Genomic DNA, 25,688 nt, shown 5'->3' with positions numbered 1-25,688 from the left:
CCCATTGTGTGAGCGGCACTTCGTGGCGTGCAACGGTTACGCGTCTCAGCGGCCTGGATGGCGCGCCTTTGCAAGTCGCGCCGCGGATGATGGCTTCCCTGTGTGCGGCCTGTGCACGTTGCTTCCGCATCCGAAGCCGCCTCTTGGCCGACGCATAGCGCGCGCGGGCCGCTGTCCAGGGCTGCGGGCTTCGCCACCGTCCTCACCCGGTCCTCGCTGCGCTCGGCTGCGGCTTGCGGGCGGTCCCTGGACATCGCCCCTGGTCGCGCGCTGTTCATGCGTCGAGGCGGCTGCGAAAGCAGATGTTCAACCACACAGCGGCACGTGCCGCAGAAAGGCCCAGCCATGCATGCTCGTTCGATGTCCAGTTCCAGTCCGCGCGCTGCGGGCCGCCCGAATCCTCCGGGCAACGCCATGGCTTCGCGCGCTTCGCCCGTATCTCCTGTTGACGCACCCCAAGCAATGGCCGGGGGTGATGGCGCTGCAGGCATCGCTGCGCGGGGCCACGAGCTCATGGACGTGCGGCAGGTCGTGACGGACCGCATCGTCGCGATGCTGGGGCAGGGAGGCCATGTGTTCCGTGAACGCTGGACGCGGGCGGCGGCGCGTGGCGTGCCGCGCAACGGCAAGACCGGGGCGGCCTACCACGGCGCGAACGTGCTGCTGCTCTGGGAGGCGGCGATCGAAGCGGGCTATGCGTCCAACGTGTGGATGACCTACCGGCAGGCGCACAGCCTCGGTGCCCAGGTGCGCAAGGGCGAGCGCGGCGTGCTGTGCGCGCACTTCGAGCGCAGGGCGCGTGAAGGTCGCCGTGAGGCCGATGATGAAGTCGTCTCCCAAGGTGGTGCGGATGAGGACGCTGTGGCGGGACGCTCCGGCGCGCGTGCGGGCTTGCTGGTGTGCCGTCCGTTCTGGCTCTTCAACCTGGCGCAAATCGACGGGCTGCCGCTCGAGGTCGTGGACCTGGGGATTGCTCCGCCGATGGGCTCGCTGGGCGCGGTAGAGCGGGCGGTGCGCTTGCTCGGGGGCTGCGACGCGACGATCCGGTACGGCTTCGACCAAGCGGCGTACCTGCCGGCACTCGATGAGATCCGGCTTCCCTGGCCACGACAGTTTAGGAGTGCCGAGGCACAGTGCGCGACGGCGCTGCACGAGCTGGTGCATTGGACCGGTCATCCTGCGCGGCTGAACCGGCGCTTCGGGAAGCGCTTCGGCGACGCGGCATATGCCTTCGAGGAACTCGTGGCCGAGCTCGGCAGTGCTTTCGTGATGGGCCACTGCGGGCTGGTTGATGCCACGGTGCAGGGGCATGCGGCCTACATCGAGGCTTGGCTGAAGCTGTTGCGTGGGGACCGCACGGCGATCTTCGTCGCGGCGCGCCTGGCGCAGGAGGCCTTCGCGTTCATCGTGGCGCGGGAGATGCCGGCGCTCGAGGCGTTCGCGGCGAGTGCAAAGGATGCATGAAGGCCGCCGAAGCCTCCCAGAGCCTGTCCGCACATTCGGCCGTGATGCAGGCTTGTTGCGCGTCATGCAACGCGAGGGCTGCCTGCGTCGGGAATCCGAGCGGGGCGGCCTTCGGAAAAGTGCATGCGGCGCAAGCGTTGCGCAGCGCGTTAGCTGTCCGGATCATCGCGCCTTCCGTCGTGAAGACGTGCGGACTTCCAGCGCCGGGATCGCGATGCGATCGTGGTGCGCGCTGGCGGTCGGTGCGTTTGGCTTCTTCCTTGTTCTTGCTGCCGGACCTTCAAACGCATGAAACCCTTTTCCCTGCGCGCCGTCACGATCGCCATGCTTACCATGGGTGTGTCCTGCCTCACCAGTGCCCAGATCGCCTACCTGGGTCCGGCGGGCAGCTGGACCCACCAAGCCTGCATGGACCTGTTCGGCGACACGAACCTGGTCGCGCTCGACAGGCAGGCGCTCTTCAAGGCCCTGGACGAGAAAACCGTGGACAAGGCCTGCGTGCCCGTCACGACCTCGGTGGTCGGGGCAACGCCCTACCTCGACGACGTGCTGGCGCTCGATGCCGTGCACGTGGTGGGCGAGTATCCGAAGGCCCTGGGCTACAGCCTGCTGGCCAAGCCGGGCACCCGCAAGGAGGACATCCGCGCCGTGCTTGCGCATCCGGTGGCGCTGGAGGAGGTCAAGCCCTGGCTCGACCGCCAGATGCCGGATGTCGAACGCCGTCCCGCGACAAGCGGCGGCGCCGCCGCGAAATCGGTGGCGGAGGGGACGACGTCGGACATCGCAGCGATGGGGCCGCCGAGCGCGGCAAGGCTCTACGGCCTTGCCCCGATCGTCGACGGCATCGAGGAGGGACCCCACAACACGACGCGCTGGTGGGTGCTGGGGCGAGGGCTGCCTGCACCCAGCGGCAACGACAAGACCACGCTGCTGCTGACCGTGGATGAGGCAGGTTTGCAGCGGTCGCTGCAGGCGCTCACGCGATCGGTCCAGGTCCTGGCCCTCTACGAACGCCCGGGAAAGAAATCACTGGACGGGCACCGGTATGTCGTCGACGTCGTGGGCCATGCCTCGCAGCCGAAGATCGTGCGGCTGCTGGCGGGCCATTCGGAGTTCCGACTTCTCGGCTCCTATCCTCGAAGATATTGATACGCCATTGAGGCACACGCAGGGCGCTCGATTCACGCAGCGGATCGAGTTGCGCTCGAAAGAGAGCCAGTCATCTCTCGCGCTTTGCAGATGCTCGACCCAGGCCAGGTGAAAGGACCTGGACGACCTCGTGGTGTACCAGAGGGTCTGGGCGTGCCGGGCGGCCGCACGACTTTCGCAAACGCGCTTCGCCCCGCTGAAGTTGCGCGATGAGAGTCGCGGTCGAGCGATGCGCTGTGATGAATTCGTGCGCGAGAAAACACGCGGCGCGGGGGCTGCGCCCCCGCGTCGTTTTCTTGTGTCTACTGGGCGGGCACAAGGCGCACTTCTTGCGCCGGATCCTGATCGAGGATCAGTGCCCATGTCAGCTCGAAGCCCATCAGCGCTTTTTCCGGGACTGGACTCGCTTCCAGGTGAGCCTGCGAAAACTGCCGCTGTTGCGTCAGTTCCTGCGCCAGCAGGGCGGGTTGGGGGTGCGTCTTGATGAGCGCTCTCAACGCTGCGGTCAGCGCCATCTCCGTCCCAAGAACGTTGGCAGCCGAAGCCGTTGCCGTTGCCGTTTCCTCTTCCGGTGTGATCATTTCGTCTTCCCTTGCGGGCTCCGTGTTGAGGACATCTGACTTTACTTCACGAGAGGAAGGACACAGAGATACAAGGTTGAAGTCGCAAGGCAAACAGCGGTGGGTGGGATCGGTGACTCGCTTCGACCGGAACCGGCGGCCGAGTAGAAATGGAACGCGTGATCGGATCCGATGGAACGGGCTACTCCATATCGGGCGAAATACGCATGCAGGCGTGGCGCGGTTGGCGCGACAGGACCCAGCAGCCACGTCGATAGCTTCAGACCAATCGTCTGGAAGAGCCCTCGCCTTCAGTACTCGATGCGCTGGTTCTTCTCCGCATAGGTGAAGCTCACGACGTCTTCCAAATCGAAGAATGTGCTGACATGCGTATTGGCATCGCCCAAGGCTGTGGACGAACCGGTCACGCAGGCCGTGCGCTGCTCGGCGGCGTACTTGAATATTCCCTTGAGAACGATGCCGTTGTACAGCGTGACTGCCACCGCTTCAACGCCCACGTCACGGCCATCTCCTGTGAGCGTGGCGATCGCTTCCTGAACCGCAAGTTGGGACATGATGCTCTTTCGTGCAAAGCCAAGCAGTGTGACACGGCGCGCCTGCACAGTGGCCTTCAAAGCAGCACTGAAGATTGCAATGGCCCCAATCTGATGCATGCCACTATCCGGCCCGCAAGGCGCCCCCTGCGTCTGCGAAATCCGCAACGTCCTACCCAGGGAAGATGTACCTAAGGGTAAAGTTGTCTTCTCAAAAACGGAGATTCAAGGAAGGGACGAGATGAAGCAAGACCCCGTGCGCACCGGGATCCCAGGATTGGACGAGGTACTTCTGGGCGGTGTTCAACGCAACAACAACATCTTGGTGGAAGGCGCGCCTGGCGCCGGAAAGACGACCCTGGGACTGGGCTTCATTCACGCGGGGGCAGCCCTGTACGACGAACCCGGCGTGATCGTCTCCTTCGAACTCGATCCCGAAAAGCTGTTGCGGGACGCCAAGGGGTTCAACTGGGACCTGCAACGGCTCATCGATGAGGGCAAGGTCAAGATCATCCAGACCTCGCCGGCCGTTCTCCTCAATGAATTCCGCTCCGCCGACGGCGCTTTCACGGCAGAGCTGGCCGCCATCGGTGCGCGCAGATTGATGATCGATGGTCTGACGCCGCTTCGGCTCTATGCCGAGGCCAATGACAAGCCGTTTCGCGAGGATGTTCATTTGCTTGTCGAAGGTCTCGCCCGGCTCGGCGTGACGACACTCGTTACCGCAGAACGTGCGGAAACGAAGTTCGAGGCCCATGCACACGAGCGATTCGTCTTCGACACCATCATCTCGCTGACCCGCAGCGAAGTGCGTCGCCGGGTTCACAGGACCCTGGCGGTCGTCAAGTCGCGCGGCCAGGACTTCATCAGCGGAAGCCATTCGATGCGCATCGAGGCCGACGCCGGTATTCACGTGTATCGGCGTGCCCAGTCGCGGCCCAAGGTCGATGAGGACCAACCCACGTCAAGCGAACGCGTGTCCGTGGGATGCGCCGCGCTCGACGTGATGATGGCCGGCGGGCTTTACGAGGGCTCGATCACCATGGTCACCGGCATCTCCGGTACCGGTAAGACGGTTCTGGGCGTGCAGTTTCTCACAACGGCAGTACAGGCCGGACGGCGGGCGCTGCTGGTGACCCTGGACGAGCATCCGCGCCAACTGGTCCGCAACGCGGCCAGCCTGGGCTTCGACCTGGAGGGCCTCGTGCAGCAGGGCTCGCTCTTCATCCACTACGAATCGCCCCTGGAGCTGGAGCTGGACGTGCACTTCGACCGGGTGACGAAACTGGTGGAGAAGGAAGGCATCGACTGCATCGTCTTCGACTCGGTGGCCGTCTACGAGATGGCGAGTCCGGACCAGGCCTCCGACTTTCTCTATGCGCTGGCTGATTTCGTCAAGGGCCGGCTCGCGACGGCGTTCTTCAACTACGAGAGTCCCGAACTCCTGGGCGTCTCGCAGATCAGTCAGGAGCTCAAGGGTTCGCACCTGGTCGACAACATCATCTTGCTGAGCTACGTGGAAATCTCCACGCGCCTGCGCCGTGCGATCGCCGTGCCGAAGGTGCGCGGGAGCAAGAACATCCAGACGACGCGCGAGTACGTGATCGGAGCTGGGGGCATCTCCCTGCTCGACGAATCGGCGGCCGAGGAAGAGGACGCCGCGCCCGTGCCGCAGTTGCCGTTCTCTTCTTACTACGGACTGCTGGCGCGTTCGCCGTCGCGCAAGAGCCCGGTGATCGAGGACGCTGTCGCGCATGGCAAGGCGTTGCCGGATTCGCCGGAGTTGCCGCCCGAGACGACCAAGTGAACGTCAGCGCCGACGCCAGGAGCCCTGAGAACCGACCCACGGGGTTGGACTGGGAGGGCTGGCGTCATGCCTTGGCGCGTTTCGCTGCGGCGACCGAGCTTTGCGTCAGCGCCTACGACCTGGACTGCGAAAGGCAGGCCGGGCCATTTGCCTCGTCGAAAGTCGCGCGCCTGCTGGCTACCGCAGGTATATGGGATGAGGGACGCCTGGGCGACAAGATCGAGCGGGAGCTCGCCGCGCAGGTACTTGCGACGGGCGAAGCCGGGAGCGCCAGTGCAGGCGACGAGCTGCGCCTAAAGGCCGTCCCGTTGCTGGTGGGGGGCCAGGTGCGTGGCGTCATCGTGTATGGATGGGCGTTCGTCACCTTCGGGACGCCGCTGGGATGCGAGCGCATCGGGCGCCTGCTCGGTGTCAACGGTGCACGACTTTGGGGGGAGGTGCGCCTGGAGTCACCCGTTCCCGAGTCGCGCATGACGGTGTATACCGAACTGCTCGAGACCATGATCGAGTCCACGGTCCGCCATGCCGAGGCGGTCGAGCGCCTTCAAGAGCTCAGTCGACTGCGCGAGGTCTTTCTTGCCAGTGTGTCGCACGAGCTTCGCACGCCGTTGTCGGTGATTGGCATGCGAATCGATATCCTGCTGCGCGGTGCGCTCGCCGATCCGGAGGCCATCAGGGCCTCTTTGATTAACATGAAGCACCACGTGAATACCGAAGCACGGTTGATCGAAGATCTCATCGAGGCGGCGCGAACGCGCACCGGGCAGTTGCGCATGGACATGCACCCTGCGTCGCTTCGCGACATCCTCAAGGCCGCGGTCTCCGCCGTGGCGGCGCATGCTGAGGCCAAGCAGATTTCCCTCGCAATGCCAGAGCTGGCCGACCTTGGCCAGCTGCCACTCATTGCCGACCCGCATCGTCTGCAACAGGTGTTCTGGAATCTTCTGTCCAATGCAGTCAAGTTCACCCCGGCGTCCGGAAGCATCGAAATGCGGTTGCATCGCGACGCGCAGACGTACACCGTGTCAGTGGCGGACACGGGCAGCGGCATTGAAGCAGCGCTGCTCCCGCACGTGTTCACTCCCTTCACGAAGCAGCTCAAGGCGAACGCCCAAGGGTTGGGCCTTGGACTTTCGATCGCGCGCCACATCGTCGAGCACCACGGCGGGACGATCCGTGTGGAAAGTGCCGGCCCTCATGCTGGGGCCACGTTCCATGTCACGCTGCCAGTGAATTTGCCGCCGGCAACCGACGCACCATAGGCAGCGATGCGCGCCGGGACCGGCCCGTCGCACAGGAAGCTGGAAACCGGTGGATTCCTCGGCGAACGTGAGCGGCGTCACGCTCAGGCACTGCGCTGCGCGAAGGCTGTTCCACTGCGAAGACGAATCGAGCGGCCCTTGCACCGCTCAGCCTTGCCTGCGAATGCGCCATTGGGCGTTTTGCCCGTATTCCAAGGCGCACGTCCCTCAGGCAAGCGAATGGCGCAGGCTCATTGAGTACTTGCTCGGCGCATCGGCATTTTGATGCGCGGCGCGCATGGCAGCACTTTCTATGACGGGCCGGCTTGGCCGCCGCGCATGTCTTCCATGAAACTGAAAAGACCTTCCAGCTCGGTCGATTTGTCGAAGACGGCATCTGCGCCCAGAGCCAGACACTGCGTTCGCATCTCCGCCGTTGGATAGTTCGAGAGGACCACAACACGCTGATGAGGCTTCCTGCCTTCGCAACCCCGCAGTACACCAAGACCGGACCCCGTTTTCAGGAAGAGATCGACAACCGCAATATCCCAGGTTCCGTTGTGTTCTTCCAGCCAGTGCAAGGCGTCGAGTTCGGTCGGTGTCGACCACGCGCGCCATCGTCAATTCCTCAAGCGTTGGAATTAATTGATCACGTATCGTCTTGTTGTCTTCCACGAGGAAAGCGATGAGGGCCACGGCAAAACCTGAGCTTTCTGTTGTAGACGAGGTTAGGGCTTCCTGCTTGCTCATCGGTGGTCCTTGCCCGGGTCGACCTGTGGGACAGCTGCTCGGATCGCTCCAGCGGTGATGCCGTGAGCGCTGCCGTGGATGCGCAGATCGTCCTCGCGCCCTTGCAGGCCGGAGCGACAAGACCACGCTGCTGCTGACCGTCCACGAAGGGGGTTTCGGTGGCCGCTGCAGACGTTCGCGCGATCGACTTGGATCCTGGCCCTGTGCGAACGCCCCGGGAGGAGAAATCCGCTCAGGCGTCTTTGTCCAGCATGCAGTCGATGAAGGCGCGCAACGCCGCAGGGACGTGGCGACGGCTGGGGTGGTACAGGAACAGCCCGGGCCGCGTGACGGACCAGTCGGCAAGCACCTGCACCAGCTGCCCTTCGGCAAGCAGTGCATCCACACGTTCGCGATCGAAGGCATAGGCGATGCCCAGGCCTTGCACGGCGGCGGCGACGCCCGTGTCGGAATGATTGGTGACCAGGGGTCCTTCCACCGCCACGTCGATCCGCTTGCCCTTCTTCTCGAACTCCCAGCGGTAGGCACTCCCGTCGTCCTGCAGCCGCCAGTTGATGCAGGCGTGTTCGTGCAGATCGGACGGTGCGCGTGGTGTGCCGCGACGCTCGAGGTAGTCCGGCGATGCCACGGCCACCATCTTCACGTCCGGCGTCAAGCGCACGGCGATCATGTCCTTCTCCAGCTTGCCCCCGACGCGGATACCCGCATCGAACCGGCCCGCGACGACGTCGCTCAGGCCGTTGTCGACCACGATGTCCAGCGTGACCTGCGGGTGCGCGCTATGGAAGCGGCCCAGGCGCGGGCCGACCACCTGCCAGACGGCCATCCCGAGGGTGTTGATGCGCAGGGTGCCGCGCGCCTGCCCTGCCATGGCGCTGGCTTCGTTCACGGCATCGGCCATGTCCTGAAAAAGCGGCGCGATGCGCCCGTACAGCTGCGCCCCGGTCGCCGTGGGCGCGACGCTGCGGGTGGTGCGATTCAGCAGCCGCGTACCAAGCCGCGATTCGAGCTGCCGGATGGTCTGGCTCAGCGCGGAAGCGGACAGCCCCAGATGCTCAGCGGCCCGGGCAAAGCTCGCGCGCTCCACCACGGCGGCAAAAGCCTTGAGCTCGGCAAAATCCGATCCGCGCATTGTGTATCGTCCTCTTCATAGCTCATGAAGATTCTAGGAGATTCACTTCATGGTCTCGCACGCGCATCCTGACGGCTTCTCATCCTAGGAGTCGTCACCATGAGCACCCTGATCCTTCCCGCGCCCATCAGCGCCTACTTCGCTGCGGACCAGCACAGTGCCGAGGCCGTGGCCCGCTGCTTCACGCCGCAGGCCACCGTGAAGGACGAAGGCCACACCCATGTCGGTCGCCCGGCCATCCAGGCATGGAAGCGCGATGCCTCCACGAAGTACGTCTACACGGTCGAGCCGTTTGCGCTGGACCACGCGCAGGACGTGGAGGTCGTCAGCGCGCATGTGGCCGGCGATTTCCCTGGCAGTCCGGTCGATCTTCAATATCGTTTTGGCCTCGAACGCGGCCTGATCGCGTCGCTGGAGATCACGGCATGAGCTTCGATCTTCAACTCCACGGTCAGCGAGCGCTGGTCACCGGCGGCACCAAAGGTGTGGGCGCCGCTGTGGTCCAGGCCCTGCTCGATGCCGGTGTACAGGTGATGACCACGGCCCGCTCAGAACCTGTGCGGGCGGCGCAGGGCGTGATCCACGTCACCGCCGACGTGTCGACGGCCGAAGGCGCCGCCAAGGTGGCGCATTCGGTGCTCGAGCACTGGGGCGGCCTCGACATCCTGGTCCACGTGGTCGGCGGCTCCAGCGCACCGGGCGGCGGCTTCGCGGCCCTGGACGATGCGCAGTGGTTCGCCGAACTGAACCAGAACCTCATGCCGGCCGTCCGACTCGATCGCGCGCTGCTGCCGGCCATGCTCGCGCGAGGTTCGGGCGTCATCGTCCACGTCAGCTCGATCCAGCGCCTGCTGCCATTGCCGGAATCCACCACCGCGTATGCCGCGGCCAAGGCGGCCTTGTCCACCTACAGCAAGGCGTTGTCGAAGGAAGTGACGCCCAAGGGCGTGCGCGTGCTGCGCGTGTCGCCCGGATGGGTCGAGACCGAGGCGTCGGTGGCGCTGGCCGAGCGGCTGGCGGACCAGGCCGGCACGGACTACGAGGGCGGCAAGCGAATCATCATGCAATCGCTCGGTGGCATTCCGCTGGGCCGGCCGGCCAGGCCGCAAGAGGTTGCCGATCTGATCACGTTCCTCGTGTCGCCGCGCGCAGGCTCGATCTGCGGCTCGGAGCACTCGATCGACGGGGGGACTGTGCCGACGGTCTAGGTGGAGGGATGGGGATTCAACACGGCGGCATCATGCGTCACCCGCGCCCGTTGACAGGGGATTAGCGCGCTCATGGCGTGCCGGTGCTCGATCACTTCGTGTTGCCGAATCCCCGGTCATCGCTGCACGGGGCCGCAACCGTATGGACGTGCGGCAAGTCGCGACGGACGGAATCGTCGCGATGGTGCTCGAGTCAACCCGCACCGCGTCTTGGTGATTTTTGCAGGGCCGACTACTGATTGAACAGTCGCTTGAAGAGGTGGGTTCTGAAATCCCTTCTGGTGTGGATGAGCATGTGAATCAGCACCAGGCTTTCGTCGAACTCGTAGACGACCCGCGTCTGCCTAACCAGCGCATATCTGACGTTGGGAATGCCTCGAAACATGGGCTTTGGCCCAGGGCGGTTTCCGACCCAAGACTGACCGCGATTGGTATGAAGTTCCCGGGTCCAAGCGCACCCCCAGCAGGCACTCGCAGGCTGCGTTCGATCTTCGACTCTGACATCTAGCAGTTTGCGGAGAGGCTGACTGGGGCGATGTTTATGGGGCTGGCATTTGCACTCGCCGACGCTTCAGCTTGAGAACGCACCGTATTAATGAAGCACGTGTCTGCCGTGAAGCTGCAACTGGATGATGCATAGCAATTGCTATACAATTCGGTCATGAAGACGGCTCAACTTCCCCCGATTCGTGTGACGGCTGCCGTTCGAGAACAGATAGAGGGCGTGCTGCTCGAAGGCGAAACGCTGTCGCATTTTGTCGAGCAGGCGGCGACCGATGCTGCTCGTCGCCGCAAGGCACAGCAAGATTTCGTGGCGCGTGGACGCGCCTCGCTTGCCCATGCACTCGAATCAGGCGAGTCCTATGTGGCAGACGATGTGCTCGATGCGATGAAGTCTCGGATCGACATCGCGCGCAAGGCTGCCGAAAAGGGACGTGGTGGCATCTCCAAACGGCGCGCGTGAAATACGTTGTTCGCTTGACGCGCGACGCGTTGGAGGATCTGCAGCGCCTTGAAGCCTTTCTTCTCGAGGTTGCTCTCCAGCACGGCGACTGGGAACTGCCCGATCGCGCACTCTTGGCTATCCGGCGAGAGTTCCGCATCCTGGAGTCCAATCCTTTCACCTGCCGAATTGCCTTCGACGACCGATTGGAGCGAGAACTCGTCATTCCATTCGGTGCCTCGGGCTACGTTGCCTTGTTCCATATCGTCAGTGAACGCGAGATCGTGGTGTCTGCCATCCGACATCAGCGAGAGGACGACTATCACTGACCATGAGGTCGTCCACGCCGTCGGGCATTGAGAACCTGTTACCCATGTGCGCGGTCACTGTCCGGTACATCGCCCGAGAGGCGGCGAGTTTCAGGCGTGCCATCCCACTTTGTTTGCCTCGCGTCGGCCGAAGAAAGTGAAACTGGAGCACAGGCTGCAACGTGGAGCGGGCGTGCCGAAGTGGCCCTTAGCATCAAAAAGACTAATGATCGAAATTAATTGTCGATCGAAGTTATAATGGAGCCGGTTGTCGCGGCAGTGGGTTATTCGTGCCGTATCGCAACTCCTGTTCATGCGGTGAAACTCTCCCCATGCAGGCTCCGTATTGCGACCTTCGTCGCCTTGTTGTCTGTAGAGCTGCAGCCAACCGAGTACCTCGTTAGCTCACGCAGGTTGGTTCAAACCTGCGAATCCCGGATAAATTAGATTCCAAATATCGGCATTCCCATGGGCAAGTTCGTCGTTTCGCCCTCGACACACCCGACCGACTGTGGCCGTTTTCGCGCCTCTTTCTCGGTCCATCGATCTCAGAGTGACGGCAGCGCATGCCGCGTATTCCAGCTCGATAAAGCCTTTGCTTCACGCGAAGCCGCCCGGCTTCTTGCAGTCACGCAGGCCTGGCTGCAAACGTGCATGCCGCACCCGCTGAGTGCCGGCAATCTGCCGGCATAAATCTCACTCACTCCTGCCATTTGCTGCGGACTTCCGATCCGAAGATCCGAGTTCCACCGTCGCGGCAACCGTCGCGCACCTTCATTCAGAAAGGCTCTTTCCATGAGCGTCAAAATTTACGTGGGTAACCTTCCCTTTTCCGTGACCGATTCCATCCTCGAGGGCAACTTTGCCGAGTTCGGCCGAGTTTCTACGGCGAAGGTCATGATGGACCGCGAAAGCGGCCGCTCTAAGGGCTTCGCATTTGTAGAAATGGCCTCTGCCGAGGTTGCTCAAGCCGCCATCACGGCTCTGAACGGGATGTCCGTCGATGGACGCTCGATTGTGGTGAACCTGGCCCGTCCCCGCGAAGAGGGGGGCGGCTCGGGGGGCTATAGCGCAGCTGGCTACAGCACAGCAAAACGTTCGGACGTTGGTTACGGCAATGGCGGCTTTGGTGGTGGTCGTTACTGACTTGGGCAACGCCTTCTGAAAGACCGGCCTGCCTGAGCCGGTTTTTTTTCGTCCATTCGCCAAGCGCCGACTCCATACTTTTCCGGCTCGCCCGACAGTTTTCGCCATGAGTGCTGTGCAAGCGCGCGCGTTGCGGGCCTGCTGCGGACCTCTGCGCGCGGCAGATCAGCGGTTTTAAAGGCGCAGAGGCCTTGTAAGAGCAGGGCGCGTTTGCGTCGTATTGACAGCGCTGGCGTACGACGCACCTCTTGTTAAAGCAGGCGCGTTGCGTGCCAGTCATCCCAATTCACCAAGGAAGGCTTCTGCATCGCTGAACTTTCCTTCGTTGAATTCCTTCTTGCCCAATGCCAGCAGCTTCAGCAACGCCAATGTTTCTTGCTGCTTCTCATATTCGCCAATGTCCATGACGACCATCTTGGCTTCACCGTTCTGGGTGATGATGATGGGTTCAGGGTTGACGGCAAATTCCTTGAGGATTTCTGCCGCACTTGATTTCAGGTAGCTGAGGGGCCTGATTTGTTCTGCGAGGGACATGGTGACTCCTTGGGATCCAAGGATATAACGTAGACAGAATTCGGACCTGTCTACGTTGCCTGCATTCCTGTGGCTTCCCCCGCAAGGATCGAGAATGCCGATCTTTCTCAGGAACGGTGTTTCGACTTGAACGACCGACCAGATGGCCCGATATCTCGCCGGCGCTGATGACGTGCAAGCGCTGCCGAACTGAAGCCGCACTGCCTGGACGCACGCTGGCCTTCATGTTCGAGATTCGTCTGTCGATCAAGAACGTCACCCCAAGCGCGACTGGAACTCCGTCTATTGCGGGGGCGTGAGCATCAAGTGCTTGTCCACACCGTGAAGCCTTCAGGCTCACAAAGCAGGTGAGTCCGTCTTCGATGGAAACCTGGGACCAGAGATCGGACAAATCCAACAGAGATGGGGTGTTCGCCGCGCACTGGGATGTCCCGGTCGTTACGACAACCCCAATGCGCTATTGCGTTGTGTTCGGCAGTGGCAGCACCTTCGCGGGATTGAGCAGATTTTGCGGATCCAATGCGCGCTTGATCTGCCACATCAACGCCAGCTCCACGGGCGTCTTGCAGTGCATGAGGTCGTCGCGCTTGGCGACGCCGATGCCGTGCTCGGCCGAGATGGAGCCGTTTTGCTGGTGCGCGAGTGCGTCCACTGCCTGCGAAACGCGCGTGTAGTGCGCGGCCAGAAATTCTGCTGCAGGAGTGTCCTTGGGCCGCAACGGATTGAAGTGCACGTTGCCGTCTCCCATGTGCCCATAGATCACCATGCGCGCGTCGGGCGCCAGCGCGAGCACCTGCGCCGACGCATCGCCAATGAAGTCGGCGATCTTGGACAGCGGAATGGAAATATCGCACTTGATGCTGCCTCCCTCGCGCGTCTGGGCGTCCGAAATCTCTTCGCGCAGCAGCCAGAAGGCGCGTGCGTCGGCCATGCTGGCGGCCACTGCCGCATCAACGATCAGGCCACTTTCCATGCCTTGCTCGAGGATCGCCATCAACGTGGCGTCCAGGCCTTCGGCGTCGCCGCCCGAGCTCAGCTCGATCAGCACCATCCAGTCGTGCATGCCGGGCAGCGGCGCACTGTGTTGCGGCATCGACTGCAGCACCAGCGCCAGCGCCGGCGCTGAGATCAGCTCGAAGGCAGTGACGGCTTGTCCCGCGGTGCGCTTGGCTTGCGTCAGCAGCTGCACAGCCGCATGCGGGTCTTTCACGGCAACCCAGGCTGCGGCAGTTGCGCTGGGCAACGGCATCAGCTTGAGCACGGCCGCGGTGATGATCCCCAGCGTGCCTTCGGAACCGATGAAAAGCTGCTTTAGGTCGTAGCCGGTGTTGTCCTTGCGCAGGCCACGCAGCGATGAGTAGATGCGCCCATCGGGCAGTACGGCCTCGATGCCGAGCGTGAGATCGCGCATGTTGCCGTAGCGCAGCACGGCGGTGCCGCCCGCGTTGGTCGAGAGATTGCCGCCGATCTGGCACGAACCCTCCGAGCCGATGCGCAGCGGGAAGAGCCGCCCGGCCGTTTCGGCGGCGGCCCGCGCGGCCTGCAGCGTCACGCCGGCCTGCAAGGTCATGGTGTCGTTGACGACATCGATCTCCAGCACCTGGTTCATGCGCCGCAGGTTGAGCACCACGGCGTCGCCGGCCGCATCGGGCACGGCGCCTCCCATGAGCGAGGTGTTGCCGCCCTGCGGCACCACGGGCACGCCGTGCTCCGCGCACAGCGCGAGCACCTCGCTGACCTGTTGCGTGGAGGCCGGCAGCACGACCGCCAACGCCTTGCCGTGGTACAGCTTGCGGTAGTCGGTGGTGAAGGGTTGCATGTCGGCCGCGGCTTCCAGGCAGGCCTTCGGGCCAACAATGGCGCGCAGGCCGTTGATCACGGTGGTGTCGGTTTCGGTGTCGGCCATGGCTCAGTACGCTGCGCGCGATTCGGACGACGGGGCTGTTGCAGCAGCCGGCGCACCGAGAAAATCGGCCGCCAGCTTGCGCGCGGCATTGGCATAAAGCAAGACATCCACGCCGACGGCAACGAAGGTGCAGCCGAGCTCGAGGTAGCGCCGCGCCAGCATGGGGTCCGAGGTCAGCGTTCCGGCCGCCTTGCCCGAAGCCACGATGGTCCTCATGGCCCCTTCGATGGCCGCCTGCACCTCGGGATGCCCAGGGCGTCCCCGATGGCCCATGGAAGCGGCGAGATCTGCGGGGCCGATGAAGACGCCATGCACGCCATCGACGGCGCAGATCGCTTCGAGGTTGCCCAGCGCCTGCACCGTCTCGGCCTGCACGAGCAGGCAGACTTCGTCGTCGGCCGCGTCGAGGTAGTCGGCGCGCGCGCTCCATTGCGACGCCCGCCCGACGGCGCTGCCCACGCCCCGGATACCGAGCGGTGGATAGCGCGTCGCCGACACCAGGCTGCGCGCCTGTTCAGCCGTATCGACCATCGGCACGAGCAGGGTCTTGGCACCGATGTCGAGCAGCTGCTTGATCAGCGCCGTGTCGCCTTGCACCGCGCGCACCACGGGCTGTGCCTTGTGGGGCGCCACGGCCTGCAGTGCGGCCAGCGTGGAGCGCAAGTCGTTGGGGGCGTGTTCGCCGTCGATCAGCAGCCAGTCGAAACCGGTGCCTGCACTGACTTCCGCCAGGTACGGATCGGCCATGGACAGCCAGAGACCAACCTGCGGCTGGCGGGCGGCCAGTGCGGCCTTGAAGGGGTTGTGAGCGGGCATGGGGTCGTGTGGGAATGTCAGTGAATCGATACGGGGATCAGTCGAGCTGCCCCTGGCACACGTACTTGGTGTGAAGGTAGTCGTCCAGCCCGTGCACCGAGCCTTCACGGCCGTAGCCCGAGTCCTTCACGCCGCCGAAGGGCGCGGCCTCCGCGGCCAGCGCCCCCTCGTTGACGCCGACGATGCCCGTCTCCAGTGCATCGGCCACGCGCCAGATGCGGCGCGCGTCGCGCGAATAGAAGTAGGCGGCCAGGCCGAAGGGCGTGTCGTTGGCCTGTGCGATCACCTCGGCCTCGTCGGTGAAGCTCGTCAGCGGCGCGACCGGGCCGAAGGTCTCTTCGCAGGCGCAAGCCATGGTGGCATCGGCGCCGGCGAGCACGGTGGGCGCAAAGTAGTTGGCACCCAGCGCGGGCAGCCGTGTGCCGCCCGTGAGCACGCGCGCGCCGCGCGCCACCGCGTCCTGCACATGGCGCTCGATCTTCTCGACCGCGCGCGCATTGATCATCGGACCGATCTGCGAGGCTGCATCGCTGGCCGGGCCGACCTGAAGCGCGGCAACGCGGGCCACGAGCAACGCGGCGAAGCGCTCGTGCACGGTCTCATGCACGAACACGCGGTTGGGGCACACGCAGGTCTGGCCGCCATTGCGGAACTTGGCGGCCATCAGGCCTTCCACCGCGGCCTCGAGGTCGGCATCCTCGAACACGATGAACGGCGCATTGCCGCCGAGTTCGAGCGAGAGCTTCTTGAGCGTGTCGGCCGAGCGGCGGGCCAGGTGCTTGCCCACGGGAGTCGATCCGGTGAAGGTGATCTTGCGCACGCGTGCATCGTCGAGCCAGGCGTCGACCACCTCGGGCGTGCGTTCGCGCGATGCGGTCACGATGTTGAGCACGCCCGGCGGCACACCGGCTTCGGCGGCCAGCGCCACCAGGGCCAGCGAGGTTAGGGGCGTGTCTTCGGCGGGCTTGCAGACCACGGTGCAGCCAGCGGCCAGGGCCGGGGCGATCTTGCGCGCGATCATCGCGGCCGGAAAGTTCCACGGCGTGACGGCGGCGACCACGCCCACGGGCTCCCTGAGCGCGAACATGCGCCGTCCGGGCACAGGTGCCGGAATCACGTCCCCGTTGGCACGCGTGGCCTCTTGGGCAAACCACTCGATGTAGCTGGCCGCGTAGGCGACCTCGCCACGGCCTTCGGCCAGCGGCTTGCCCTGCTCGCGCGAGATGAGCCGGCCCAGGTCTTCCTGGTGCGCCAGGACCAGGTCGTTCCAGCGCTTGAGGATCTGCGCGCGCTGCTTGGCCGGCGTCTTGCGCCAGACAGGAAACGCAGCATGCGCTGCATCGACGGCGGCGCGCGCGGCCGCTGCATCTGAATCGGGCACCTGCGCGATCAGCGCGCCGGTGGCCGGATCGGTCACGTCGAAGGTGTGGCCAGGGGCGGCGCGCAGCCATTCGCCGGCGATGAAGTTCGCCGCGCGTTGCAGCTCGGGACGCGAAAGGGTCAGGGGCATGGGGACAGACATGAAGGGGAAGAAAAAAGGCGGGTCAGCTCACGATGCCCAGGTGCCAGGGCACGAACTCGTGGTCGCCCAGGCCCAGCGTCTCGCTCTTGGTCGGCTCGCCGGATGCGTGGCGCAGGATCTGTTCGAAGATCTGCTGGCCGAGTTCGGGCACGGAGAGTTCGCCGTCGATCACCACGCCGCAGTTGATGTCCATGTCTTCCTCGAGGCGGAGGAACATCGGCGTGTTGCTCGCGAGCTTGATCGTCGGCGCGGGCTTGCTGCCGAACATCGAGCCGCGTCCCGTGGTGAAGCAGATCAGCTGTGCGCCGCTGGCGATCTGCCCCGTCGCCGCCACCGGGTCGTAGCCCGGCGAGTCCATGAAGACGAAGCCGGGCTCGTCGATCGGCTCGGCATATTCGTACACCGCGCGCAGCGGCGTGGTGCCGCCCTTCATGGCAGAGCCCAGCGATTTCTCGAAGATGTTGGCCAGCCCGCCGGCCTGGTTGCCGTATCCCACCACGCCGTTGAACTGCGCGTTCTGGCCGGCGGCGTAGCGCTCCCACCATGCCAGCCGGTCGAGCAGCTTCTGTCCGACTTCCGGCGTGGCGGCGCGGCGCGTGAGCATGAACTCCACGCCGTGGATTTCGGGTGTTTCCGACAGGATGGCGGTACCGCCGTGGCGCACCAGCACGTCCATCGCGGCGCCGAGCGCGGGATTGGCCGTGATGGCCGAGAAGCCGTCGGAGCCGCCGCATTCGAGCCCGATCTTCAGGTGGTGCGCGCCGACGCGCGTGCGCCGCGCCGCATTGGCCTCGGGCAGCATCTCCTCGATGGCGCGGATGCCGGCCTCGATGGTCTGGCGCGTGCCGCCCACCTCCTGCATCACCATCGTGCGCATCAGGCGACCTGCCTTGAGCCCTTGCGAATCGACCAGCGCATCGACCTGGTTGCGCTCGCAGCCCAGGCCCACGATCAGCACGCCGGCCAGGTTCGGATGGCGCGCATAGCCTGCCAGGGTGCGGCGCAGCACATCGAAATGCTCGCTGGGCGACGACATGCCGCAGCCGCTGGTCTGCGCGAAGGCGGCCACGCCATCCACGTTGGGAAAGGCCGCCATGCGCTCGGGCGTGAAGTGCGCGGCGATGCGCTTGATGACCGTGGCCGAGCAGTTCACCGATGACAGGATGCCGATGAAGTTGCGCGTGCCCACGCCACCGCCAGGTCGTTCGAAGCCCATGAAGGTCGCGCGTTCGGTGACGGGAACGAAGTCCACCGGGCGCACGTCCTGGCAGAAGGCCGGATCGCGGTAGCTGTCGACCAGCGTGAGGTTGTGGCTGTGCACATAGTCGCCGGCTTGCAGGTCGCGCGAGGCCACGCCGATCACCGTGTCGTACTTCTTCACCTCTTCGCCGGCCGCGATGGCACGCGAGGCGATCTTGTGCCCGGCGGGGATCTGCGCCCGGGCGCGCACGCCGAACTCGGCGATCGCCTCGCCCAGGGCGATGGCGCTCTTGGCGACCAGCACGTTGTCGTTCGGATGCAGGCGAAGCAGGGGGCTGTCGTTCATGAGGGGTGCGCAGTTGCGCGAGGGCGGCAAGCGGATGGAAAGGGGCAGAACGAAGGCGCGGGCATCAGCCCTTGGCCATCAGCTCCTTGAGGTTGAGCTTGCGGATCAGCTCGGTCTCCTGCCCGTACACGGTCTGGACGTACTTCTGGTAGTCGGGTCCATCCTGGTACATCACAGGCGCGTCGATGCTCTGCGCCATCTTGAGGAATTCTTCGCTGTTGATGGCGGTGCGGAACGCATCGCGCAGCCGCTTCTCGATGGCCGGCGGCAGGCCCTTGGGCGCACCGATGCCGTTGGGCGCTTCCACCACCACGTCGAAGCCCAGTTCCTTGAGCGTGGGCGTGTCCTTGAAGCGCGGCGTGCGCGTCTCGCCCCAGGTGGCGAGCAGGCGCAGCTTGCCGCCTTCCACATGGGGGGCCCACGAACTGCTGTCGGCCAGCAGGTCGACCTGTTCGCCCAGCACGTCCTGCAGCGCTGCCGAACCGCCTTTGTAGGCGATGGCGTTGAACTTCACGCCGGCAGCCTGTGCGAACTGCTCCATGCCCACGTGCGTGGCGCCGCCGATGCCGGCGTGTGCGTAGGTCACGGTGCCGGGCTGGGCCTTGGCTTGCGCCACCACGTCGCGCAGCGACTTGAAGGGCGAGCGTGCGGGTACCGCAATGCCGAAGGTCTGGCCCGATGTGCGCGCCAGGTACGTGAGGTCCTTGAGCGGATCGAGCTGGACCGTGCCGATCTGCGAGAAGCGCGTGACCGAGATCGGGATCTGGCCGATGGTGTAGCCGTCGGGCCGTGCCGAAGCCAGGGTCTTGGTGCCGATCATGCCGGACGCGCCGGCGCGGTTCTCCAGCGCGATGGGTTGCCCGAGTTCACGTGCGGCGATCTGGCAGATGATGCGCATCGACCGGTCCGCGGTGCCGCCCGCGGGCCACGGGCAGATGAAGGTCAGGGGGCGTTCGGGGTAGCTGGCGGCCAGCGCGCGCAAGGGAGCGGTGGCGAGCGTGGCGGCGCCGAGGCCGCCCAGCACGAGATGGCGTCGTGCCACGTTGCGAGGGGTTTTCATCGTTGTCTCCAGAAATCGTTTTTCGGCAGGCAAGGCGGATTCTTCCGGAGACAAGGATTACCATCCAATGAAATAGCGGACTCTCTTCATGAGCTCAAGGTTATGAAGAAGAATGCCCCCAACCACGACGTCCAGACACCATGAGCCAGATCGATCGCGTGCTTCGTTCCAACCTGAAGCTGCGCCACCTGCAACTGCTGGTGGCGCTGGACGAGTTTCGCCACCTGGGGCGGGTCTCGGAATTCCTCTCGATCACGCAGCCGGCGGTCTCCAAGATGCTGGTGGAGATCGAGAAGATGTTCGAGCTGCAGCTGTTCACTCGGTCCACGCGTGGCACCGAGCCTACGTCTCACGGCGTCACGGTGGTGCGCTTTTCCCGCTCCGTGCTGGCCGACTACCAGCGCACGCGCGACGAGATCAGCGCGGTGGCCAGCGGCGGTAGCGGTCGAACCAGCGTGGGCGCCATGGTGGTGGCCACGCCCAGTCTGCTCATGCCGGCCCTGCAGCGGGTCAAGGAGCGGTCCGCGCTGACCACCGTCATGGTAGAGGAGGGGGATCTGACGCGGCTGCTGCCGCGCCTTCGCGTGGGGGAGCTCGACCTGATCGTCGGCCGGCTGGAGCCGGGTTATGCCTCGCCGGACCTGGAGACCGAAGCGCTCTACACGGAGCCGATGTGCATCGTGGTGAGCCCGGCGCACCCGTTGGCGCAGGCGCCAAGGCCGAGCTGGGCCATGCTGGCGGGGCTGCCCTGGGTGGTGCCCCCGCCATGGGCTTCATCGCGCTCGAAGCTGGCCCAGATGTTCTACAAGCACCGGCTCGTGCCGCCGGCAGACATCGTCGAGACCGCGTCGTTCCTCGTCACGCTGTCGGGTGTGCACCAGCGACCCGCCATCGGGTTCCTGGCGCGAAGCGTCGCGGAGCACTTCGCCCGGCAAGGGCTGCTGTGCATCCTGAAGATCAAGGTGCCGATCGAACTCCCTCCGGTGGGCATCATCACTTTGCGGGGGCGCGCGCAAACGCCAGCCAGCCAACTGCTGATGGACTGCCTGCGAGAGACGGCGACATCGCGCTAGGAAGGCTTGTCCAAGCCACGCGCCAGGCCGCACTCCCTGCTCGAGGCAGATATGGACTGCGCTGGTCAGGCCGCTGCAGACCTTCTGCTGCGAGCGCGCGAAGTTGGCGAACGCAGCGGACGCCATGGGCATGGCCCGGATGCCGAACTCATCCAGCTTGGCGCGCATCTCGCTGAGGCGGCTCGCCGTCGCAGGCCTACGAGAGTTGCGCGATGCAGTTCCTGAGCGCGCAACACCCGATGCTCGCCTTCGAGTTGACGCAAATAGGCGTCCAACCAGACACAGCCCGCGAACGGCTCGACGCATTGGTCGATGCGCAAGCTCGTTGCAGAGCCGGGAGGCGACATCCCGCATAGGGCAGTGGCGCGCATATGGGTCCACGCGCATCATCTGCTGCTGGAGCCATTGATGCGGTGAATGCGTAATAGAGATGGCGCCGATGGGCCGCAGTCCATCCGCCTCATAGAGTCCATTGCATTGCCACGGATGTCGACAGCGTGTTTGTCGTGACAGGCCTACAGTTTCGACCCGCAGGCGCACGCAGTTCACCGCGTTCCACGCTGAGATCGCATCGAAGGGCCTATGGGGGCGGGTGTGAATTCACACGAGCATCACGACAAGCCATTCGTAGACGGGTCGAGCTCAATGCAGATGTTTCATGGCGCCGTCTGTGCTGCTGCGTCGATGCACGATGCAAGCGGCCAGTGATCGGGTCTTGCCAGTCAGGAGGCGTGTTTGAAGCAAACTTTGACAACGACATCGGTTGCACCGAACCAGCGCATCGCGTACTGGAACGACATGATCTGCTCGACGTACGTCGAACTCGAGTGCGACTCGCAGATCGGGCACGATTTCAATGGCTCGATCGAAAAGCAGTGCTTGGCCGGACTGGAGCTGACAACGATCAGATCGCGTGCGCAACGTGTCATGCGCACGCCCAGGAAAATTGCCTGTGCCTCAGAGGATTTCTTCATCGTGAGCGTGCAAACGCATGGACAGGGCCTTGTCTCGCAAGACGGACGCGACGCAGTGATTTCTCCCGGGGACTTCACCATGTACGACAGCACGCGGCCCTACACGCTTTCCTTTGAAAACGACTTCGAGGAACTCGTGCTGAAACTTCCAGGCAAACGGCTCAGGACCCTGGTGCAGGGCACGGAAAATCTCACAGCCACCACCATTTCTGGTCGGACCGGGGCGGGTCGCCTGCTCGTGGCCATGGCCCAGGCGCTGCGCGGCGAAATAGACACCCTGGAGCCTGCTTCCGCCTATGCGGTTGCGAGCGGCTTCGTGAATCTGGTTGTCGCCGGCCTTCAATCCCTTCCAGCGTGTGCACATACCGAGTTGTCGTCCATGAGCGCGTATCACATCGCACGCATCAAGCACCGTATCAACGAACGCCTGCGCGACCCGGAGCTCACGCTCGAATCCATTGCCTCCCAGCTCGAAATGTCCACCAGCCATCTGCACCGACTGTTCAAGACCGAGCCGCTCTCGCCGGCGCAATACGTCTGGAATGAGCGCCTCGAAGGCTGCAGTCGCGAACTTCTCGATGAGCGAAGGAAGAAAATTCCTGTGGCGCAGATTGCCTATGGCTGGGGCTTCAGCGACGCTGCGCACTTCAGCCGGACCTTCCGGGACCGGTTTGGCTGCACGCCAACTGACTGGCGGCGCAATGCACAGGTCGTTGACGGATCACAGACAGTGCGTGATGCGGGCGCGGCGAGCGCGCAAGCCAACTGCTAGAACTGAAGCTGAAGCGCGACGAAGTGCGTGGCCGTGGCGCGCGGTGGCGACTTCGACAAGTGCTGTCTGATCGCCGGCCAGCGGCGCGGAAAGGGTGAGCCCGTCGCGGCGCCGTCAAATGCGCGCAGCAGCGCCCTGCGGCCAGTCAATGATGCGCATTGCGCTGCAGGCAGACCCATCCAGGGGCGCGTGAAAGGCGTTGCCGGAACGCGAGCATGTACTGATCCGATGCAGTACGAAGTGCTCGCGCAGCAAGGCGCACGAACAGGGGAATCCGAGACAAGAGCAGCGAGAGTCCGGGGCAAGAGATCTGAGTCGCAGCGTCATAAATTACGCCATCCCATGGCAATCCATGCGTCGAATGGCCTTGCAAGGTCTTCGTTGCGCCGGCATGGGATTGGCCTGTCATCTTCCAAAGGGGCAGCTTAAGAAAAAATCACCAGGATTGGACGCTGCCATGCGCTTGATTGCCGATAGACCTTCACTCCCGCCTCTTCTTCAGATGAGCTTCGTCAGGATCGCCCACCGTTGCATGACGTGGGCCTTTGTCCTGTGCGCAGGATTCGCCACCTCGAACTTGGTCTTCGCCGCTGATGCGCAACCGGAGTGGAAAGTCAAGAACATGGGCGCGACGATCAACAGTGCCTACCAGGACGGCTGGGCCACCATCACTGGCGATGGTTTGACGCTCTACTTTTCATCGAATCGTCCCGGAGGCTTCTCGGAAGCGAAGCTCGAGGACGGTTGGTACCTCGGAAAAGATGGCACGCCCACCCGCTACGACATCTATGTCAGTCATCGTGCCAAGCGATCGTCCCCGTGGGGCAAGCCCAAGCTGCTGTCGAAAGGAGTCAACAGCACGTCGAGTGAACACAGTGCGTTGCAGTCTGACGACGGTCATTGGTTGTTCTTTGCCAGCGATCGACCCGGGGGCTGCGGCGGACTGGACATCTACGTGAGCCATCGTGCGAACACCAAGGACGACATGGCTTGGGGCGAGCCGCGCAATCTCGGCTGCGAGAAAGATGGCGGCCCGAACGGACCCGGCATCGACTCGTGCCCGAATTTCGACAACAAGGGCAACCTGTACTGGACCTCGGCGAAGGACGACGACCCTGCCAATATTGACTTCAAGGGCACCACCTTCGACGTCAAAACGGGACGCGCATCGATGGGCAAGACCCTGCCGAACAGCACAGCCTTCATGGATGCGCACATCGATCCCGTGCACGGGTACGTATGGGGAGCCTATCCCAACAGCATGGGCGGCAGCGACATCTACAAGTTCGAAAATTCAGAAAGACAGCGCGATCCAACCAAGTGGACAAACCCGGTGTTGTTGCCAGCGCCGATCAACTCGGCCTTTGAAGATCAAGTTCCGGCTCCCACGCACGATGGCAAGGTTGTGACTTTCGCGTCCGACCGCCCCGGTGGCAAAGGTGGCCTGGACATCTATGAAGCGGTGCGGATTCCCAAGCGCCCGACTCGCTCGACACCCTGAACAGTGGACAGCCCTGCGGCCGGAGCCGACGCCCGCTTTCACTGTCACCCGTTGAAGGCCGGACCTGGAAAATGCAAGGACCGGTCCGGCGGCTCGACAGAACTCAATTTGGAGATGGCTCATGTCAGAGATTCGCTTTTGGTACGCCGCAGGGGCGTGCTCGCTTGCACCCCACGTTCTGCTGCACGAAATCAATGCCGAGTTCGAGGGTGTCGAAGCGCAAATCACCGCCGAAAGGGCAAGGTTCCCCGATGGTTTCGAAGTCATCAATCCCAAAATGAGCGTGCCGGTCATATCGGTCGACGGGCAGGTCTTCACCGAGGTGCCCGCGATCGCTACCGTCATTGCCGGCATGGCGCCCGAGCGATTTCTGATGGGGCGGGACGCACTCGAAACCGCAAGGGTCTATGAGTGGATGGTCTGGCTGTCCACTTCGCTGCACGGCATCGGGTTCGGGGGCATCTGGCGCCCTCAGCGTTACTCAGACGACCCGGCAGCGTCCGCCGGCATCGTCAAGAAGGGCCGGCAGACTGTCGTGGACTGTTTTGCCACCATCGAACGGCGGATCATCGGCCCGTTTGCCATCGGAGAGGCGTTCAGCGCGGCCGACGCATATCTCTACGTTTTCTATCGATGGGGTAACGGCATCGGCATGGACATGGATCAGGTCTATCCGAAGTTCGCCGCCCTGGGACGCACCCTTGCAAGCCGGCCTTCGGTGGTGAAGGCGCTCGCTGTCGAGAAAGTGGATCCTCACGGTCACGGCCCGTCGTAGAGCTCCTGCACCTTCTTCAGGGGCACGCTCGTTGGTGAGGGCTGCCGGTGTGGCACACGACACGCAGGAACTCGTTCAAGGACTCGCGGGGTCCCGAGGGCAGGCCCATGTCGCAACGGCAGACGCGGCAAGCATGTGTGTTCGATGCGTCGTCATTGCGTGCCCAGCGCTGAGGCCTCGGCGTTGACCAGCGCCTGCACCCGCGCGGCGAGTTGGGTCCGGTTGTCCACGTGCAGCTTGCGAAACGCATTGGTCAGATGGAAGCGGACGGTGGCGAGTCCCACTTCCATGCGCTTGGCAATGAGCTTGTCGGGGCATCCCGAGAGGATGAGCGCCGCGGCCTCGGCTTCGCGTTGGCTCAGCGCGGACCTGCGCTGCAGCAGCTCGCTCACCCCTTCGCGCGCACGAGGCAACGAGGCCGGCTTGGCTTCCCACCGAAAACGCGCAAGCGCTGCCGCGAACGCGGGTTCGACCAGGCGCAGCACCTCCAGCTCGTTGACATCGAAGTTGCCGCGCTCGCGGTGGCGCCAGATGCGCATGTCGCCGGTGCATTCGCCATCCGCGAAAACATAGACGTTCACGCCCCAGTGCATGCGGTCGCGCTTGAGGAAGTCGTTGAAGAACTCCGTGCGCGACAGGTCCTGCTGGCAGAGGATCTGCGTGGCCAGCGTGGGATGGCGCCGTTCCATCATCGGAAAGGTCAGCGGGTCGACGAAGCGGTAGTGCTCGTCCCAGCTGCGCAGGTTGTCCTCCGACATGTTCAGCGCCTTCACGCGCGCGAAGCAGTGCGCGGCCGTATCCCAGGTGAAGGACGCGTAGGTGTCGGCATGCAGCAGGTCGAGCATGGGCAACGCCAGGTCGGCGCGCAAGGCGTCCGGGTCGCTCGCTTCGGCCAGCAGCCGCATGACGTCACCCAGGGCGCGCGTCTGTGTCGTGGAAAGGTGCAT

Annotated in this window: 25 protein-coding genes; 14 read left to right on the top strand and 11 right to left on the bottom strand. The window is 64.1% G+C overall.

Translation table 11 applies throughout. The features are described 5' to 3' along the window. Positions 1-513: 513 nt before the first annotated feature. Positions 514-1,464, top strand: coding sequence for a zincin-like metallopeptidase domain-containing protein (locus RZE79_RS30565; protein ID WP_319361995.1), 951 nt, complete (start codon positions 514-516; stop codon positions 1,462-1,464). Positions 1,465-1,752: 288 nt separating this feature from the next. Then, on the top strand, positions 1,753-2,613 hold the full coding sequence (locus RZE79_RS30560) for a prephenate dehydratase (protein WP_373696595.1): 861 nt from the start codon (positions 1,753-1,755) through the stop codon (positions 2,611-2,613). A 302-nt stretch (positions 2,614-2,915) separates the two neighbouring features. Here RZE79_RS30560 and RZE79_RS30555 read toward each other — a convergent pair whose 3' ends face one another. Together RZE79_RS30555 and RZE79_RS30550 are read right to left on the bottom strand one after the other, a co-directional pair. Then, a complete protein-coding gene (locus tag RZE79_RS30555) occupies positions 2,916-3,194 on the bottom strand; it encodes a hypothetical protein (protein ID WP_319361994.1) in 279 nt (92 codons plus the stop codon). A 290-nt stretch (positions 3,195-3,484) separates the two neighbouring features. Beyond that, positions 3,485-3,847 (bottom strand): hypothetical protein, encoded by a 363-nt coding sequence (locus tag RZE79_RS30550; RefSeq protein ID WP_319361993.1) that lies wholly within the window; start codon positions 3,845-3,847, stop codon positions 3,485-3,487. A 121-nt stretch (positions 3,848-3,968) separates the two neighbouring features. Between RZE79_RS30550 and RZE79_RS30545 the strand changes: the two genes are divergently transcribed. Both RZE79_RS30545 and RZE79_RS30540 read left to right on the top strand, forming a co-directional pair. After that, complete coding sequence (locus tag RZE79_RS30545) at positions 3,969-5,534, top strand: ATPase domain-containing protein (protein WP_319361992.1); 1,566 nt, start codon at positions 3,969-3,971, stop codon at positions 5,532-5,534. Further along, positions 5,531-6,796: a HAMP domain-containing sensor histidine kinase gene (locus RZE79_RS30540; RefSeq protein ID WP_319361991.1), complete on the top strand. Its 1,266-nt coding sequence runs from the start codon at positions 5,531-5,533 to the stop codon at positions 6,794-6,796. Before RZE79_RS30545 ends, RZE79_RS30540 begins: the two co-directional genes overlap by 4 nt. A gap of 290 nt (positions 6,797-7,086) precedes the next feature. Here the strand turns inward: RZE79_RS30540 and RZE79_RS30535 are convergent, their stop codons facing one another. Both RZE79_RS30535 and RZE79_RS30530 read right to left on the bottom strand, forming a co-directional pair. Next, positions 7,087-7,356: a hypothetical protein gene (locus RZE79_RS30535; protein ID WP_319361990.1), complete on the bottom strand. Its 270-nt coding sequence runs from the start codon at positions 7,354-7,356 to the stop codon at positions 7,087-7,089. A 401-nt stretch (positions 7,357-7,757) separates the two neighbouring features. After that, positions 7,758-8,657 (bottom strand): LysR family transcriptional regulator, encoded by a 900-nt coding sequence (locus RZE79_RS30530; RefSeq protein WP_319361989.1) that lies wholly within the window; start codon positions 8,655-8,657, stop codon positions 7,758-7,760. A 99-nt stretch (positions 8,658-8,756) separates the two neighbouring features. On the opposite strand from RZE79_RS30530, the gene RZE79_RS30525 reads away from it, so the two are divergent. The 6 genes from RZE79_RS30525 (at position 8,757) to RZE79_RS30500 (ending at position 12,262) form a co-directional block, all read left to right on the top strand. Further along, positions 8,757-9,086, top strand: coding sequence for a nuclear transport factor 2 family protein (locus tag RZE79_RS30525; protein WP_319361988.1), 330 nt, complete (start codon positions 8,757-8,759; stop codon positions 9,084-9,086). Further along, positions 9,083-9,865, top strand: a complete 783-nt coding sequence (locus RZE79_RS30520) for an SDR family oxidoreductase (RefSeq protein WP_319361987.1) — start codon at positions 9,083-9,085, stop codon at positions 9,863-9,865. Before RZE79_RS30525 ends, RZE79_RS30520 begins: the two co-directional genes overlap by 4 nt. 661 nt (positions 9,866-10,526) lie before the next feature. Then, positions 10,527-10,829 (top strand): YlcI/YnfO family protein, encoded by a 303-nt coding sequence (locus tag RZE79_RS30515; protein ID WP_319361986.1) that lies wholly within the window; start codon positions 10,527-10,529, stop codon positions 10,827-10,829. Beyond that, positions 10,826-11,137, top strand: a complete 312-nt coding sequence (locus RZE79_RS30510; protein WP_319361985.1) for a type II toxin-antitoxin system RelE/ParE family toxin — start codon at positions 10,826-10,828, stop codon at positions 11,135-11,137. The genes RZE79_RS30515 and RZE79_RS30510 overlap by 4 nt, the downstream gene beginning before the upstream one ends. A gap of 447 nt (positions 11,138-11,584) precedes the next feature. Further along, positions 11,585-11,809: a hypothetical protein gene (locus tag RZE79_RS30505; RefSeq protein WP_319361984.1), complete on the top strand. Its 225-nt coding sequence runs from the start codon at positions 11,585-11,587 to the stop codon at positions 11,807-11,809. Positions 11,810-11,911: 102 nt separating this feature from the next. Further along, complete coding sequence (locus RZE79_RS30500) at positions 11,912-12,262, top strand: RNA-binding protein (RefSeq protein ID WP_319361983.1); 351 nt, start codon at positions 11,912-11,914, stop codon at positions 12,260-12,262. Positions 12,263-12,538: 276 nt separating this feature from the next. On the opposite strand, the gene RZE79_RS30495 is transcribed toward RZE79_RS30500, so the two are convergent. The 6 genes from RZE79_RS30495 to RZE79_RS30470 form a co-directional block, all read right to left on the bottom strand. Continuing rightward, entirely contained in the window at positions 12,539-12,796 is a 258-nt protein-coding gene (locus RZE79_RS30495) for a type II toxin-antitoxin system Phd/YefM family antitoxin (protein ID WP_319361982.1), read from the bottom strand. Positions 12,797-13,253: 457 nt separating this feature from the next. Next, complete coding sequence (locus RZE79_RS30490) at positions 13,254-14,702, bottom strand: FAD-binding oxidoreductase (protein WP_319361981.1); 1,449 nt, start codon at positions 14,700-14,702, stop codon at positions 13,254-13,256. A 3-nt stretch (positions 14,703-14,705) separates the two neighbouring features. Beyond that, complete coding sequence (gene hpaI / locus RZE79_RS30485) at positions 14,706-15,518, bottom strand: 4-hydroxy-2-oxoheptanedioate aldolase (RefSeq protein WP_319361980.1); 813 nt, start codon at positions 15,516-15,518, stop codon at positions 14,706-14,708. A gap of 37 nt (positions 15,519-15,555) precedes the next feature. Next, a complete protein-coding gene (locus RZE79_RS30480; RefSeq protein WP_319361979.1) occupies positions 15,556-17,028 on the bottom strand; it encodes an NAD-dependent succinate-semialdehyde dehydrogenase in 1,473 nt (490 codons plus the stop codon). Between the two features lie 34 nt (positions 17,029-17,062). After that, on the bottom strand, positions 17,063-18,586 hold the full coding sequence (locus RZE79_RS30475) for an altronate dehydratase family protein (protein ID WP_319361978.1): 1,524 nt from the start codon (positions 18,584-18,586) through the stop codon (positions 17,063-17,065). A gap of 64 nt (positions 18,587-18,650) precedes the next feature. Further along, positions 18,651-19,646 (bottom strand): tripartite tricarboxylate transporter substrate binding protein, encoded by a 996-nt coding sequence (locus RZE79_RS30470; protein ID WP_319361977.1) that lies wholly within the window; start codon positions 19,644-19,646, stop codon positions 18,651-18,653. A gap of 140 nt (positions 19,647-19,786) precedes the next feature. Between RZE79_RS30470 and RZE79_RS30465 the strand changes: the two genes are divergently transcribed. The 4 genes from RZE79_RS30465 (at position 19,787) to RZE79_RS30450 (ending at position 24,741) form a co-directional block, all read left to right on the top strand. After that, positions 19,787-20,719: a LysR family transcriptional regulator gene (locus RZE79_RS30465; protein WP_319361976.1), complete on the top strand. Its 933-nt coding sequence runs from the start codon at positions 19,787-19,789 to the stop codon at positions 20,717-20,719. A 735-nt stretch (positions 20,720-21,454) separates the two neighbouring features. Further along, positions 21,455-22,465 (top strand): helix-turn-helix domain-containing protein, encoded by a 1,011-nt coding sequence (locus RZE79_RS30460; RefSeq protein ID WP_319361975.1) that lies wholly within the window; start codon positions 21,455-21,457, stop codon positions 22,463-22,465. A gap of 457 nt (positions 22,466-22,922) precedes the next feature. Next, positions 22,923-23,966 carry a hypothetical protein gene (locus RZE79_RS30455; protein WP_319361974.1) on the top strand — a complete coding sequence of 348 codons (1,044 nt, stop codon included), beginning with the start codon at positions 22,923-22,925 and terminating at the stop codon, positions 23,964-23,966. 121 nt (positions 23,967-24,087) lie between these two features. Then, the gene (locus tag RZE79_RS30450; protein WP_319361973.1) at positions 24,088-24,741 is read left to right on the top strand and encodes a glutathione S-transferase; all 654 of its coding nucleotides are present in this window, start codon (positions 24,088-24,090) and stop codon (positions 24,739-24,741) included. A 152-nt stretch (positions 24,742-24,893) separates the two neighbouring features. Here the strand turns inward: RZE79_RS30450 and RZE79_RS30445 are convergent, their stop codons facing one another. Then, complete coding sequence (locus tag RZE79_RS30445; RefSeq protein ID WP_319361972.1) at positions 24,894-25,688, bottom strand: LuxR C-terminal-related transcriptional regulator; 795 nt, start codon at positions 25,686-25,688, stop codon at positions 24,894-24,896.

The sequence above is a fragment of the Variovorax sp. EBFNA2 genome (assembly GCF_033802765.1).
GTDB classification, from domain to species: domain Bacteria; phylum Pseudomonadota; class Gammaproteobacteria; order Burkholderiales; family Burkholderiaceae_C; genus Variovorax; species Variovorax paradoxus_H.
This window is presented reverse-complemented; position numbering and strand designations above follow the sequence as displayed.

Bases quoted from the DNA above. Each gene is read 5' to 3' on its own strand.
- RZE79_RS30565 (WP_319361995.1), top strand. From the start codon at position 514: ATGGACGTGCGGCAGGTCGTGACGGACCGCATCGTCGCGATGCTGGGG.
- RZE79_RS30560 (WP_373696595.1), top strand. From the start codon at position 1,753: ATGAAACCCTTTTCCCTGCGCGCCGTCACGATCGCCATGCTTACCATG.
- RZE79_RS30555 (WP_319361994.1), bottom strand. From the start codon at position 3,194: ATGATCACACCGGAAGAGGAAACGGCAACGGCAACGGCTTCGGCTGCC.
- RZE79_RS30550 (WP_319361993.1), bottom strand. From the start codon at position 3,847: ATGCATCAGATTGGGGCCATTGCAATCTTCAGTGCTGCTTTGAAGGCC.
- RZE79_RS30545 (WP_319361992.1), top strand. From the start codon at position 3,969: ATGAAGCAAGACCCCGTGCGCACCGGGATCCCAGGATTGGACGAGGTA.
- RZE79_RS30530 (WP_319361989.1), bottom strand. From the start codon at position 8,657: ATGCGCGGATCGGATTTTGCCGAGCTCAAGGCTTTTGCCGCCGTGGTG.
- RZE79_RS30525 (WP_319361988.1), top strand. From the start codon at position 8,757: ATGAGCACCCTGATCCTTCCCGCGCCCATCAGCGCCTACTTCGCTGCG.
- RZE79_RS30520 (WP_319361987.1), top strand. From the start codon at position 9,083: ATGAGCTTCGATCTTCAACTCCACGGTCAGCGAGCGCTGGTCACCGGC.
- RZE79_RS30515 (WP_319361986.1), top strand. From the start codon at position 10,527: ATGAAGACGGCTCAACTTCCCCCGATTCGTGTGACGGCTGCCGTTCGA.
- RZE79_RS30505 (WP_319361984.1), top strand. From the start codon at position 11,585: ATGGGCAAGTTCGTCGTTTCGCCCTCGACACACCCGACCGACTGTGGC.
- RZE79_RS30500 (WP_319361983.1), top strand. From the start codon at position 11,912: ATGAGCGTCAAAATTTACGTGGGTAACCTTCCCTTTTCCGTGACCGAT.
- RZE79_RS30495 (WP_319361982.1), bottom strand. From the start codon at position 12,796: ATGTCCCTCGCAGAACAAATCAGGCCCCTCAGCTACCTGAAATCAAGT.
- RZE79_RS30490 (WP_319361981.1), bottom strand. From the start codon at position 14,702: ATGGCCGACACCGAAACCGACACCACCGTGATCAACGGCCTGCGCGCC.
- hpaI (WP_319361980.1), bottom strand. From the start codon at position 15,518: ATGCCCGCTCACAACCCCTTCAAGGCCGCACTGGCCGCCCGCCAGCCG.
- RZE79_RS30480 (WP_319361979.1), bottom strand. From the start codon at position 17,028: ATGCCCCTGACCCTTTCGCGTCCCGAGCTGCAACGCGCGGCGAACTTC.
- RZE79_RS30475 (WP_319361978.1), bottom strand. From the start codon at position 18,586: ATGAACGACAGCCCCCTGCTTCGCCTGCATCCGAACGACAACGTGCTG.
- RZE79_RS30470 (WP_319361977.1), bottom strand. From the start codon at position 19,646: ATGAAAACCCCTCGCAACGTGGCACGACGCCATCTCGTGCTGGGCGGC.
- RZE79_RS30465 (WP_319361976.1), top strand. From the start codon at position 19,787: ATGAGCCAGATCGATCGCGTGCTTCGTTCCAACCTGAAGCTGCGCCAC.
- RZE79_RS30455 (WP_319361974.1), top strand. From the start codon at position 22,923: ATGCGCTTGATTGCCGATAGACCTTCACTCCCGCCTCTTCTTCAGATG.
- RZE79_RS30450 (WP_319361973.1), top strand. From the start codon at position 24,088: ATGTCAGAGATTCGCTTTTGGTACGCCGCAGGGGCGTGCTCGCTTGCA.
- RZE79_RS30445 (WP_319361972.1), bottom strand. From the start codon at position 25,688: ATGCACCTTTCCACGACACAGACGCGCGCCCTGGGTGACGTCATGCGG.